General features: G+C 68.9%; 12 protein-coding genes and 1 riboswitch. Of the genes, 9 read left to right on the forward strand and 3 right to left on the reverse strand.

Going from position 1 to position 13,355, the window contains the following annotated elements:
* Nucleotides 1-9: 9 nt before the first annotated feature.
* Entirely contained in the window at nt 10-387 is a 378-nt protein-coding gene (gene gcvH, locus OG254_RS33700) for a glycine cleavage system protein GcvH (RefSeq protein WP_147993866.1), read from the reverse strand.
* 121 nt (nt 388-508) lie between these two features.
* On the reverse strand, nt 509-1,636 hold the full coding sequence (gcvT, locus tag OG254_RS33705) for a glycine cleavage system aminomethyltransferase GcvT (RefSeq protein WP_405589302.1): 1,128 nt from the start codon (nt 1,634-1,636) through the stop codon (nt 509-511).
* Nucleotides 1,637-1,800: 164 nt separating this feature from the next.
* A riboswitch (glycine riboswitch) is annotated at nt 1,801-1,899 on the reverse strand.
* A 170-nt stretch (nt 1,900-2,069) separates the two neighbouring features.
* Between gcvT and OG254_RS33710 the strand changes: the two genes are divergently transcribed.
* The 9 genes from OG254_RS33710 to OG254_RS33750 all read left to right on the forward strand — a co-directional run bounded on the left by OG254_RS33710 (nt 2,070) and on the right by OG254_RS33750 (nt 12,084).
* Entirely contained in the window at nt 2,070-2,744 is a 675-nt protein-coding gene (locus tag OG254_RS33710; protein ID WP_405589304.1) for an AAA family ATPase, read from the forward strand.
* Between the two features lie 271 nt (nt 2,745-3,015).
* Nucleotides 3,016-3,807 (forward strand): enhanced serine sensitivity protein SseB, encoded by a 792-nt coding sequence (locus tag OG254_RS33715; RefSeq protein WP_405589307.1) that lies wholly within the window; start codon nt 3,016-3,018, stop codon nt 3,805-3,807.
* A 170-nt stretch (nt 3,808-3,977) separates the two neighbouring features.
* Nucleotides 3,978-4,775 carry an enhanced serine sensitivity protein SseB C-terminal domain-containing protein gene (locus OG254_RS33720; RefSeq protein WP_405589310.1) on the forward strand — a complete coding sequence of 266 codons (798 nt, stop codon included), beginning with the start codon at nt 3,978-3,980 and terminating at the stop codon, nt 4,773-4,775.
* A gap of 361 nt (nt 4,776-5,136) precedes the next feature.
* Nucleotides 5,137-6,135, forward strand: a complete 999-nt coding sequence (locus OG254_RS33725) for an ABC transporter permease (protein WP_405589313.1) — start codon at nt 5,137-5,139, stop codon at nt 6,133-6,135.
* Nucleotides 6,136-6,189: 54 nt separating this feature from the next.
* Complete coding sequence (locus OG254_RS33730) at nt 6,190-7,914, forward strand: ABC transporter substrate-binding protein (RefSeq protein WP_405589316.1); 1,725 nt, start codon at nt 6,190-6,192, stop codon at nt 7,912-7,914.
* 92 nt (nt 7,915-8,006) lie between these two features.
* A complete protein-coding gene (locus OG254_RS33735) occupies nt 8,007-9,017 on the forward strand; it encodes an ABC transporter permease (RefSeq protein ID WP_351188144.1) in 1,011 nt (336 codons plus the stop codon).
* The gene (locus OG254_RS33740) at nt 9,014-10,096 is read left to right on the forward strand and encodes an ABC transporter ATP-binding protein (protein WP_405589319.1); all 1,083 of its coding nucleotides are present in this window, start codon (nt 9,014-9,016) and stop codon (nt 10,094-10,096) included. Before OG254_RS33735 ends, OG254_RS33740 begins: the two co-directional genes overlap by 4 nt.
* 14 nt (nt 10,097-10,110) lie before the next feature.
* The gene (locus tag OG254_RS33745) at nt 10,111-11,364 is read left to right on the forward strand and encodes an ABC transporter ATP-binding protein (RefSeq protein WP_405589322.1); all 1,254 of its coding nucleotides are present in this window, start codon (nt 10,111-10,113) and stop codon (nt 11,362-11,364) included.
* Between the two features lie 63 nt (nt 11,365-11,427).
* A complete protein-coding gene (locus OG254_RS33750; protein ID WP_147993875.1) occupies nt 11,428-12,084 on the forward strand; it encodes a trimeric intracellular cation channel family protein in 657 nt (218 codons plus the stop codon).
* Here the strand turns inward: OG254_RS33750 and OG254_RS33755 are convergent.
* Nucleotides 11,993-13,246, reverse strand: coding sequence for an alpha/beta hydrolase (locus tag OG254_RS33755; RefSeq protein ID WP_405589326.1), 1,254 nt, complete (start codon nt 13,244-13,246; stop codon nt 11,993-11,995). The two genes, OG254_RS33750 and OG254_RS33755, sit on opposite strands and share 92 nt — an antisense overlap.
* Nucleotides 13,247-13,355 lie beyond the last annotated feature (109 nt).

Here is a 13,355-nt window from a genome sequence, read left to right on the forward strand (position 1 = left end):
TACGGCTCCTCAGCCGGCGGTGTGGGCGGCGTACTCGTCGGCGGAGAGCAGGTCGTCCGGCTCCTGGGTGAGGCGGACCTTGAACAGCCAGCCACCCTCGAAGGGGGCGGAGTTCACCAGGGCCGGGTCGTTCACCACGTCCTCGTTGATCTCGGTGACCTCGCCGCTGACCGGGGAGTACAGGTCGGACACCGACTTGGTCGACTCCAGCTCGCCGCAGGTGTCACCCGCGGCCACGGTCGAGCCGACCTCGGGGAGCTGGGCGTAGACGACGTCACCGAGCGCGTTGGCCGCGAACTCCGTGATGCCGACCGTCGCGACGCCGTCCTCGGCGGTCGACAGCCACTCGTGCTCCTTGCTGTAGCGCAGCTGCTGGGGGTTGCTCATGGCCTGAATTCTCCTGTACGCGCGGGAGTGGTGGTGAATGGGGGACTGCTGGATACGTGGGTGATCAGCGGAAATGTGCGCAGGGTCACGCACGTACCGCTGTCAGTCTCTTCGCGTGGCGCTACTTCTGCCGCTTGTAGAACGGCAGCGCCACGACCTCGTACGGCTCGTGGCTGCCGCGGATGTCCACGCCGACGCCGGCCGTGCCCGGCGCCGAGTGCGCGGCGTCGACGTACGCCATGGCGATGGGCTTGCCCAGGGTGGGGGAGGGCGCACCGGAGGTGACCTCGCCGATGACCTCGCCGCCGGCGACGACCGGGTACCCGGCGCGCGGGACCCGACGCCCCTCGGCGACCAGGCCGACCAGGACGCGCGGCGGGTTCTGCGAGGCGCGGGCGGCGGCCTCGGTCAGCGCCTCGCGCCCGACGAAGTCGCCTTCCTTCTCGAACTTCACCACCCGGCCCAGCCCGGCGTCGAAGGGAGTGAGAGAGGTCGTCAGCTCGTTGCCGTACAGCGGCATGCCCGCCTCCAGGCGCAGCGTGTCCCGGCAGGACAGCCCGCAGGGGACCAGGCCGGCGCCCTCGCCGGCCTTGGTCAGCGCCTGCCACAGCTCGACGGCGTGCTCCGGCTTCACGAACAGCTCGAAGCCGTCCTCGCCGGTGTAGCCCGTGCGGGCGATGAGCGCGGGGACGCCGGCGACGGTGCCGGGCAGGCCGGCGTAGTACTTCAGGCCATCGAGGTCGGCGTCCGTGAGTGACTTCAGGATGCCGGGGGACTCGGGTCCCTGGACGGCGAGCAGCGCGTAGGCGTCGCGGTCGTCGCGGACCTCGGCGTCGAAGCCGGCGGATCGTTCCACCAGGGCGTCGAGCACCACCTGGGCGTTGGAGGCGTTGGCGACGACCATGTACTCGGTCTCGGAGAGCCGGTACACGATCAGGTCGTCCAGGATGCCGCCGTCGGCCTGGCAGATCATGGTGTAGCGGGCGCGGCCGACGCCGACGGAGGCGATGTTGCCGACCAGGGCGTGGTTCAGCAGAGCGGCCGCAGCGGGACCGGTCACGGTGATCTCGCCCATGTGCGAGAGGTCGAAGAGGCCGGCCTTGGTGCGTACGGCGTTGTGCTCGTCGCGCTCGGAGGCGTAGCGCAGGGGCATGTCCCAGCCGGCGAAGTCGGTCATCGTCGCGCCGAGCGAGCGATGCAGGGCATCGAGCGCGGTACGGCGCTTCTCGGAGGGGTCAGTGCTGCTCATCGGTCGGTTGTCTCCCAAGGCATGACGGGCGAGGTCGTTCCTCCCCATCTGTCATCGGAACCTGAGAGGTTCGCCGCGACCGCCACGGGGACGATCATGGTTTGCACCTTGGGTGGAGCCACGCCCGTCCGAGGACAAGGAAGCGGCCCGCTTTTCAGATGTGCCTCGCCCGCGCGGTAACGGGGCCTGAGAGATTCAAGGGAGGGACTTGCTCCTTCGGCGCCCCAGCGGTGGACTGCTGGGGACTCTCCCGCGCGGATTCAAGCGGCCGGTATGCAGTTGGCGCGGCCATCATTGCATGCCAGGCTCGTCCGCGGCAGGGCCATGTCTGTAACCGGCTTGTGGCAGGAAGCGAACGAAAATACGAGAGATCCTCTATTACCTTCTCTTTACGCTCAGTGGGGATGGGGACTCCTGACCCCGGAGGAGGACGATGACGGTGAACCGCACCACGGCGTACGCCACGACCTCGGGACTCGCGCTGCCCAAGCAGCCCGCGGCCCCCGCTGTCGAAGGCCACGCCCCGTGCCCCGCGCCCGTGGTCCGCGATCTGCGCGAGCGCTCCGGCCACAGCCCGCATGCGCTGCTCTTCGGCCCCAAGGACCTCGTCGTGATCACCGGCCTGCCCGGCAGCGGCAAGTCCACGCTGATGAAGCGGACCGTGAAGGGCCTGCGCATCGACTCCCAGGACACCCGGGACCGCTGGGACGCCCGCATGCCCGGCGTCCTCCCCTACGCCGTCTACCGCCCCCTGGTCCGCCTCGCCCACTACGCGGGACTGCGCCGCGCGCTGCGCTCCGGCAAGGGCGTCGTCGTGCACGACTGCGGTACGCAGGCCTGGGTGCGCGCCTGGCTGGCCCGCGAGGCCCGGCGCCGCGGCGGCACCCTGCATCTGCTGCTGCTCGACGTGACGCCGACCGCCGCCCTGGAGGGCCAGCGCGAGCGCGGCCGAGGCGTCTCGCGGTACGCCTTCCTGCGCCACCGCACGGCGGCGTCCCGGCTGCTGCGCGCGGCGGCGAAGGGCGATCTGCCCCAGGGCTGCGGCTCGGCGGTGCTGATCGACCGGGACGCGGCGGACGCCCTGCGCCGGATCGGCTTCGCCGGCTGACTGCTGGACAGGGACTTCTCGCCCCGGCCCAGCAGCGTTGGCGGTCGAGCCCGGCGAAGGCGACCTGGAGCAGCCCGGCGAGCTGCCCTTCGGGGCGGCATGCCGGCCGATGAAGATCGAGCCCGGCGGCGTGCCCCCTGACCACCCGGAGCCGGGGCGGGTGCGGGCCGGACCGGCCGTCTGTGGGGCCGACCGCCCGTATACCGGTGCCGGGGGGACACCCGATAGCCTTTTGAGCCACAGACGTGGTTCACAGCAGGCGGTCACACAGATGGACTTCGCAGCGGATCTCCCCGCGGACTTCCCGGCACACCCACACCCCCATCCGCACGGCGGATGGCCCGGCAACGAACTGGAGGAGGTGCTCTCGGCCTCCCTCGGCATCCCCTCGGCCGGCGGCCGGATCATCGAGGTGCTGGGCCGCAGCTTCGTCTGGGTGCCCCTGCCGGGCGGCGGCGGCCCGCACAGCGGCCCGCTGGACCTGCCCACGGTGGAGATCGAGGGCCAGGCCTACGTCCCGGTGTTCAGCTCCGAGGAGCAGTTCCGCCAGGTCGTCGGCGCCCACATGTCGTACACCATCGCCCCCGCCGTGGAGTTCGCCCGCGGTCTGCCCCCGCAGGTGGGCATCGCCGTGAACCCGGGCGGTGTGGTCGGCGTCCCGCTGCCCCCGGCGGCGGTCGCCGACCTGTGCCGAGTGGGCCGCACCCCGCTGGACGGCCTCACCTCCGGCGGCCGCGTCAAGCTCTACGAGCCCGACTGGCAGGACGACCCGGTCGACTTCCTCGCGGCGGCGTCCGCCGAGTTCGCCGGGACCGGCGTGGTCGCGTCGGCCCGCCGCTGCCTGGCGGCGATCGAGACGGCCACCCCGGTGATGTTCATAGGCGTGGAACTCTCCCACTGGGAGGGCGACTTGCGCGCGGCCCCCATGGACGCCCTCGCCCGAGCCCTGGCCCAGGCCCCGCTCCAGTGGCCGGTCAACCTGGTCCTGATGGACGTGGCCCAGGACCCGGTGATCGAGTGGCTGCGCCAAAGGGTCCGCCCCTTCTACACGCGGGACCTCTGAGAACCTAGGGGCGCGGGGCTGTATCGACATGCGGCTCCACCGCGGGGCGCGACCGGCCACACTGAACCCGCACCAGGCAGACCACATTGAGTCCCGAGCTCTCAACGGCTCGACCAGCGGAGCGCCTAAGCTGGGAGCGAAAACCCATGTTTCCCGAAGGGGCGGTAATCGTGAGCGCGAGCGGCACAACCTCGACCGGGCAGGTCGAGCACATGCTGCGCCAGGTGACGCCCGGGCGCTACGACGCCTACGAGGCCCTCCTGCGGGCCCTCGCCACCCCCTCCGCCGGCCAGGTCTGGATGCTGCTGTGGCACGGCCAGGCCGGCTCCCCGGACGCCCAGTACGCCAACATGGAGGTCGACGGCTACGGCTACGCCCCGTGCGTCACCTCCGCCCAGGAGCTGTCGGCCAGCGGCTGGAACCGCAGCTACGAGGTGGTCGACGGAGTCGACGTGGCCCGCACCCTCTACCCGGACCACTACGGCCTCTGGCTCAACCCGCACGCCCCCGGCGGCGGCGTCGGCATCCCCTGGCTCGACCTGCGCCGGATCGCCACCGGCCTGGACCGCCAGCCCGCCGGCCCGCTGCGGCTGTCGGAGCCCGGCATCGAGATCCCGCAGTTCTACGCCCTGCTCGCGCAGAACGCCCACCGCACCCCGGCCGTCCGCTCGCTGCGCCGCGCCTGGGTGCAGCCGGCGCTCGGCGCGCCGTATCTCGCCATCGGGCTCGATGTGTACGACACCAGTCCGCCCGCGGTGGACTCGGTGCGCTCGATGATGCTCCAGTCGATCGGCGCGGTCCCGGACGGGCTGCCGGTGTCGACCGTGGCGATGTCCGACGAGGACGACCCGATCGCGATGTGGATGCGGGCGGGCGCCCGTCCGTTCTACGACCGCGAGGCGCACGCCGCGCCCGCGCAGGCCCCCGCGGGTGGTTACGGTTACCCTCCGGCACAAGGCCGTTACTGATCATCTCCGCGCTAACCTACCGTTCAGTCGGCAGCCCGACTTCGTAGGTGCGGAGGGCCGCTGACTGCGGTTTCATAGGCACATCTCCGCGCGTAGATGCGATCGGAAGGTCCCGGTCCGCCCTCATACGCCCCAAGTGGCTCGCGTCCGACGGTCGTTACCCGCTGTTCGGATAACGGAACCCCCCAGACAGCATCACGGTTGCGCATACTTTCCCGGCCAACTCTGGCAACAGATCGCCATGGCGTTGAAGACTCCCGGCAAGACACGGGCCGGTCGGTCCTGTGTACGAGTTCACTCAACCGCTACAGCGGCAACCAGGGGGGTCGGCAACCGCCGGCCGAGAGGGGTCAATCTCACTGTGACCGCACCGATCGAGACAACGGGCGCGGAGGCCGGAGCGCAGCCCGAGGCCGTGCTCTCCGGCGTCAAGAAGAGCCAGATCGAGGGGCGCTCGCTCACCCAGATCGCCTGGATGCGTTTCAAGCGGGACAAGGTGGCGATGGCCGGAGGCGTGGTCGTCTTCTGTCTCGTACTGATGGCGGTGCTTTCCAAGCCGATCCTCTGGGTATTCGACCTCGACCCCAATGGGTTCAACCAGGACCTGATCGACCCGGCCCTGCTCGCCCCCAAGGGCGGCTGGGGCGGGATGAGTTGGGACCACCCGCTGGGCATCGACCCCCAGTACGGCCGCGACATGCTCGCCCGCATCATCGACGGCTCCTGGGTGTCGCTGCTGGTCGCCGGAGGTGCCACGGTCGTGTCCGTGGCCATCGGCACCGTGCTCGGCGTGATCGCCGGGTACTACGGCGGCTGGATCGACAGCATCATCAGCAGGCTGATGGACACCTTCCTGGCGTTCCCGCTGCTGCTGTTCGCGATCTCCATCTCGGCCTCCGTCCAGGACGGTTTCTTCGGGCTCGAAGGACTTCCGCTGCGCATCTGCGTGCTGATCTTCGTGATCGGCTTCTTCAGCTGGCCGTACATCGGCCGCATCGTGCGCGCGCAGACCATGACCCTGCGCAGGCGGGAGTTCATCGAGGCCTCCACGAGCCTGGGCGCACGCGGGCCGTACATCCTGTTCCGCGAGTTGCTCCCCAATCTCGTCGCGCCGATCCTCGTCTACTCGACGCTGATCATCCCGACGAACATTCTCTTCGAGGCCGCGCTGAGCTTCCTCGGAGTCGGCATCGCCCCGCCGCAGGCCTCATGGGGCGGCATGCTCAGCAACGCTGTCGATCTGTACACAGCAGATCCGCAGTACATGTTCGTGCCCGGATTGGCGATCTTCATCACCGTCCTGGCCTTCAACCTGCTGGGTGACGGGCTGCGTGACGCCCTCGACCCTCGCAGCAAGTGATCCATCGATAGAGGGGGCTTTCCTCAGGTGAAGACGAGAAGGGTGACCGCCGCAATGGCGTCGGTCCTGGCGCTCTCGCTGGGTGCTGCCGCATGTGGTGGCGGAGATGACAACGACGGCAGCGGCGGAGGCAGCGGCAAGAAGGACGCCGCTCTGTCCTCCATCGTCAACGCGTCCACGAAGAAGGGGGGCACGGTCACGTACGAGCACTCGGACGTGCCGGACTCCCTTGACCCGGGCAACACGTACTACGGCTGGGTGCAGAACTTCTCCCGCCTCTACGCGCGTGCGCTCACCAGCTTCAAGCCGGCTGCCGGCAAGGAAGGCCTGGAGGTCGTCCCGGACCTGGCGGAGTCCCTCGGCACCGCCAGCGCCGACGCCAAGACGTGGACGTACAAGCTCCGCAAGGGTCTGAAGTACCAGGACGGTACGCCGATCACGTCCAAGGACGTGAAGTACGCCATCGAGCGCTCCAACTTCGCGCCCGAGGCCCTGTCCAACGGCCCGACGTACTTCAAGGCGTACCTTGAGGGCGGCGACAAGTACAAGGGTCCCTACAAGGACAAGTCCGCGGACGGCATCAAGTCCATCGAGACGCCGGACGACACCACGATCGTCTTCAAGTTGAAGCAGCCGTTCGCCGACTTCGACTACCTGGCGACGTTCTCGCAGACGGCTCCGGTGCCGCAGGCCAAGGACACGGGCGCCAAGTACGTCCAGAACATCGTGTCCTCCGGCCCGTACCAGTTCGAGTCGTACGAGGAAGGCCGTGCCGCCACCCTCGTCCGCAACAAGAACTGGGACGCCAAGACGGACCCGATCCGCAAGGCGCTGCCGGACAAGATCTCGATCAAGTTCAAGGTCAACCCGGTGACGGTCGACAACGACCTGCTCGCCGACAAGATCACGGCCGACGCGGCGGGCACCGGTGTCCAGCCGCAGACGCAGCCGAAGGTCCTGCAGGGCAAGAACGCCGCCATGACCGACAACTCGTACGCCGGTGCGACGCAGTACATCGCGCTGAACGTCAACGTGGCGCCGTTCGACAACATCGACTGCCGCAAGGCGGTCCAGTGGGGCCTCGACAAGCAGTCGGTCCTCGACGCCATGGGCGGCACGCCCAAGGGTGACGTGGCCACCACGCTGCTGCCGCCGTCGGTCAACGGCTACGCCAAGTTCGACACCTACGCGACCGAGGGTCACAAGGGCAACGTGGCCAAGGCCAAGGAAGCGCTGAAGGCGTGTGGCAAGCCCAACGGCTTCGACACGATCCTGACCGCTCGCTCCGACCGCCCCGCCGAGGTGGCGCAGGCCACTGCCGTCCAGGCGTCGCTGAAGAAGATCGGCGTCAACGTCGAGATCAAGCAGTTCCCCTCCGGCAAGTACTTCACCAACTTCGCCGGTGTCCCGACCTACGTCCACGAGCACAAGCTCGGCATGCTCTCCATGGCGTGGGGTGCTGACTGGCCGACCGGGTACGGCTTCCTCGACCAGGTCATCAACGGCTCCGCCATCAAGCCCTCGGGCGGCACCAACCTGATGGAGCTGAACGACCCGAAGATCAACAAGGCCCTGACGGACGCGATCGCCAACACCGACGACGCGGCCCGCACCAAGGCCTGGGGCGACATCGACAAGATGGTTCTCGACAACGCCTCGGTCGTCCCGATCATCTACCGCAAGAACCTGCTGCTCCGGCCGGAGTCCGCGGCCAACGTCACGGTCACGCAGGCCTACCTCGGCATGTACGACTACCTGCTGATGAGCTCCACCAAGTAGTAACCCGCAGGCCGGAACCCTGAAAGGCAGGTGAAGGTACCGGGTGGCCGCGGCGGCCACAAACCGCCGCGGCCACCCGGAGCCGTACAGCTGTGGCTGCGTACATCATCCGACGCGTCTTTGGCGCAGTGCTGTTGCTGCTGGTGGTCAGCGCAGTCACCTTCGCGATCTTCTTCCTGGTGCCACGCCTCGGTGGCCAGACCGCCGATCAGCTGGCCACGCAGTACGTCGGTAAGGACGCCAACCCCGAGTCCATCGCCGCCGTCAAGCAGAACCTCGGGCTGGACCAGCCCATCGCCGTCCAGTACTGGGACTACATCAAGGGTCTCGTGGTGGGCGCCGACTACAAGTTCGGCCCCGAGGCGACCCACTGCGGCGCCCCCTGCTTCGGCTACTCCTTCAAGAGCCATGTCGAGGTGTGGCCCCAGCTGACGGAGCGGATTCCGGTCTCCTTCTCGCTGGCCATCGGCGCGGCCGTGATCTGGGTGATCACCGGTGTCACCATCGGCGTCATCTCCGCGCTGCGCAAGGGCAGCCCGATCGACCGCATCTCGATGTTCATCGCGCTCGCCGGCGTCTCCCTGCCGATCTTCTTCACCGGCCAGCTGCTGAACGCGATCTTCGTCTACGAAGTCCCGGTCTGGGACAGCATCGAGTACGTACCGTTCACCGAGAACCCCGCCGACTGGGCCTGGCATCTGATCCTGCCCTGGGTCAGCCTCGCCTTCCTCTTCTCCGCGCTCTACGCCCGACTCACCCGGGCGGGCATGCTGGAGACGATGGGCGAGGACTACATCCGCACGGCCAGAGCCAAGGGCCTCAAGGAGACGACGGTCGTCACCAAGCACGGCCTGCGCGCCGCGCTGACCCCCATCGTCACCATCTTCGGCATGGACTTCGGCACCCTGGTAGGCACCGCCGTGCTCACCGAGACCGTTTTCTCCCTGCAGGGCATCGGTGCCTACGCGGTCCAGTCCATCAAGGACAACGACCTGCCCATCGTCATGGGCGTGACGCTGGTCGCCGCGTTCTTCATCGTCTTCTGCAATCTCGTCGTCGACCTGGTGTACGCAGCCATCGACCCCCGGGTGAGGTACTCGTGAGCAAGCTCGAGAAAGCGGCGCTCGGCGAACCCGCCGCAGCCGCCCCGTCCGACACGGACGACGCCTTCCTTTCGGTACGTGATCTGCGTATCCACTTCAACACGGACGACGGCCTGGTCAAGTCCGTCGACGGCGTCAGCTTCGACGTGCGGCGGGGCAAGACCCTGGGCATCGTCGGCGAGTCCGGCTCCGGCAAGTCCGTCACCTCGCTCGGCGTGATGGGCCTGCACCGCTCGGCCAACGCCAAGGTCACCGGCGAAGTCTGGCTGGACGGCCAGGAGTTGATCGCCGCCGACCCCGACGACGTACGCCGGCTGCGCGGCCGCAAGATGGCGATGATCTTCCAGGATCCGCTGTCCGCGATGCACCCGTACTACTCGGTGGGCCAGCAGATCATCGAGGCGTACCGGGTCCACCACAAGGTCAGCAAGAAGGAGGCCCGCAAGCGGGCCGTCGAGATGCTGGACCGGGTGGGGATTCCCGAGCCCGACAAGCGCGTCGACGGCTACCCGCACGAGTTCTCCGGCGGTATGCGCCAGCGCGCCATGATCGCCATGGCGCTGGTGAACAACCCCGAGCTGCTCATCGCCGACGAGCCGACCACCGCCCTGGACGTCACCGTGCAGGCGCAGATCCTCGACCTGATCCGGGATCTGCAGAAGGAGTTCGGCTCCGCGGTCATCATGATCACGCACGACCTCGGTGTCGTCGCGGAGATGGCCGACGACCTGCTGGTGATGTACGGCGGCCGGCCCGTGGAGCGCGGCCCCGCCGACTCCGTCTTCTCCGAGCCCCGCCACCCCTACACCTGGGGCCTGCTCGGCTCGATGCCGCGCCTGGACCGCGAGGACACCGACCGCCTCATCCCGATCAAGGGGTCCCCGCCCTCTCTGATCAACGTCCCGTCGGGCTGTGCCTTCAACCCGCGCTGCCCGTACGCCGACATCCCGAAGGACAACGTCACCCGCACGGTCCGCCCCGAGCTGACCGAGGTCGGCGAGCGGCACTGGGCCGCCTGCCACATGGGCCAGGAGCAGCGGGAGCGGATCTGGACCGAAGAGATTGCGCCGAAGCTGTGAGCGACGAAAAAGCGGTGAGCATCCCGAAACAGAGCGGTCCGCCCCTGACCGAGGACAGTGCCGGCGACGGCGAGGTCCTGCTGAAGGTGACCGGTCTGAAGAAGCACTTCCCGATCCGCAAGGGCCTGCTCCAGCGGCAGACCGGCGCGGTCCGGGCGGTCGACGGCATCGACTTCGAGGTGCGCAAGGGCGAGACGCTGGGCGTCGTCGGTGAGTCGGGCTGCGGCAAGTCGACGATGGGCCGGCTGATCACCCGGCTGCTCGAACCGACCGGCGGCTCGGTGGAGTTCGCGGGCCGGGACATCACGCACCTCGGCGTCGGGCAGATGCGCCCGATGCGCCGTGACGTGCAGATGATCTTCCAGGACCCGTACTCCTCGCTGAACCCCCGGCACACCATCGGCACGATCGTCGGCGCCCCCTTCAAGCTCCAGGGCGTCGCTCCCGAGGGCGGCATCAAGAAGGAGGTCCAGCGACTGCTGTCGGTGGTCGGCCTCAACCCCGAGCACTACAACCGCTATCCGCACGAGTTCTCCGGCGGCCAGCGTCAGCGCATCGGCATCGCGCGCGCCCTCGCGCTCAACCCCAAGCTGGTCGTGGCCGACGAGCCCGTCTCCGCCCTGGACGTGTCGATCCAGGCGCAGGTGGTGAACCTGCTGGACGACCTCCAGGAGGAGCTCGGCCTCACGTACGTGATCATCGCCCACGACCTGTCCGTCGTACGGCATGTCTCGGACCGCATCGCGGTGATGTACCTCGGCAAGATCGTCGAGCTCGCCGACCGTGAGTCGCTGTACAAGGCGCCGATGCACCCGTACACCAAGGCCCTGCTGTCGGCGGTGCCGATCCCGGACCCCAAGCGTCGGGGCGTCAAGAGCGAGCGCATCCTGCTGCGCGGCGACGTGCCCTCGCCGATCTCCCCGCCGAGCGGCTGCCGCTTCCACACGCGGTGCTGGAAGGCGACGGAGATCTGCCGGACGACGGAGCCGCCGCTGCTGCAGCTGCGGCCCGGGCAGCAGGTGGCGTGCCACCACCCCGAGAACTTCGAGGACCAGCAGCCGCAGGACACCGTCCTGCTGACCGTGGCCAAGGAGGCGGCGGAGCTGGTGGCCGACGAGGTGCTCGCGGAGTCGGCGGCCACTTCGGCCACGGCGGAGGTGACGGAGGCGGAACCCGAGGGTGCCGTGTCCGACGAAGCCACGGAGGAGACGGCGGCCACGTCCGAGAACGAGGCCGAGGCGTCTTCCGCCGAAACCACCGAGAAGTAACCCAAGCCGGGCCCCCGCCTTCCTTTGCAAGGCGGGGGCCCGGTGCTGGGTGAGAATGTACGGGTGCTCCATCAACTGTTCAGCCCGTCCGTCCAGCACACGCTCGACCTGATCGGCATCTTCGTCTTCGCGATCTCCGGCGCCCTGCTGGCCGTTCGCAAGAACTTCGACGTCTTCGGCATCGCCGTCCTCGCCGAGGTCACCGCCCTGGGCGGCGGACTGTTCCGGGACGTGGTCATCGGCGCCGTGCCGCCGGCCGCCTTCACGGACCTGGGGTACTTCCTCACCCCGCTGCTCGCCGCGCTCCTGGTCTTCTTCCTCCACCCGCACGTGGAGCGCATCCAGACCGGCGTGAACGTCTTCGACGCGGCGGGCCTCGGCCTGTTCTGCGTCGCGGGGACGACGAAGGCGTACGACTACGGCCTCAACCTCACCGCCTCCGTCGCCCTGGGCCTCGCGACCGCCGTGGGCGGCGGTGTGCTGCGTGACGTCCTGGCCAACGAGGTCCCGTCACTGCTGCGCTGGGACCGTGACCTGTACGCGGTGCCTGCGATCGTCGGCGCCACGATGACCGTCCTGTGCATCCACTACGACGCCCTGACCCCGCTCACCAGCACGCTCGCGGCGATCACGGCCTTCGTACTGCGTCTGCTGGCGATGAGGTTCCACTGGCGAGCTCCGCGTGCCTGGAACCGTCGGTCGACGGTGCGAGAGGAGTAGTACCGCCGGAGCCCGAGCCCGGCGCCGTACGGGCCCGGTGCGGACCCCCCATCACCTCGCTCAGCCAGCGGAACGCCGGGACGACCTGCGGCTTCCACAGCGCCATGGTGTGGCCGCCGGCGCTGCTCGGGACGAACACGACGTCCACCCGCGTCGGCGCCTTCGCGATCCGCTTGAGGGCCATGGCCGCCTCGTACCCGTCGTTCGGCTGACCGGACATGTACAGGGCGATGCGCGGCGGGACAGGGGCGTTCTTGAGGAGCACGTACGGGTTGTTCGCGTTCCGCAGGGCCGGGGACTTGCCGGCCAGCGACTGGGGTACGGCGACGGGGTCGTTGTAGCCGGACATGCTGACCGCGGCCCGGTAGCGGTCGGGGTGGGCGACGGCCAGCTTGGCCGCGCAGTGCGCGCCCGCCGAGTACCCGGCGACCGCCCAGCCGTCCGGCGCGGCCTGGGCCCGGAAGTTGTCCATGACCATCTTCGGCACGTCGAGGCTGATCCAGCTGTCGGCGTTGACCTTGCCCGCGATGTTCGCGCAGCCGGTGTCCTTGCCGGGCAGCAGCGTGGTGCGCGGCGAGACGATGATGAACGGCTCGATCTGCCCGCTGCGCATGAGCGGCGCCAGCTGCTGGGGCGCGTCCATGGTGCCGTACCACGCCTTCGACGAGCCCGGATAGCCCGGCAGCACCTCGACCACCGGGAACCTGTGGTTGCGGTAGGCGGGCTCGTGGTACTGCGGCGGCAGCCAGACGTTGACCTCGGCGTGCACCCCGGACACCCGGCCCTTGAGCTGCGTGACGAGCACGCCGCCCTCCGCGCGCATGCCCGGACCCTTGCCCGGCTTGAAGGTCTGCCGGACCTTGGGCAGCTTCTCCAGGGCGATCCCGCCGGTGCCGCTCGCGCCGAGGTCGGCGGCCTCGTGCACATGGTCGCTGGTGCCGAGCAGGTCGCCCCAGTTGTCGTACAGCTGATTGGAGTTGTTGACCATCGTGAAGACCAGGGCGACGGCCGTGCCCTGGGCGAACAGCACCATCAGCACCCGGGCGGCGGCCCGCACCACCTGGGGTCCGCGCACCCGTGACCAGAAGATCAGGGGGAGGACGACGGCGACGACGCACAGCGCGACAAGCGTGTAGAGGAACGTGGTCCCGGTGAGACTCATGTCCTGATAGAGGGGGAGATCGGGCTTCGGGTTTCGGGCGAGCCGGACACTTACCGAAAAGTTGGCCACGTCTCGCCAGATTCCAAAGCTACCGCTTAGTAGTTAGCTG

Origin of the sequence: Streptomyces sp. NBC_01092 (genome assembly GCF_045039535.1) — a bacterium.
GTDB lineage: Bacteria > Actinomycetota > Actinomycetes > Streptomycetales > Streptomycetaceae > Streptomyces.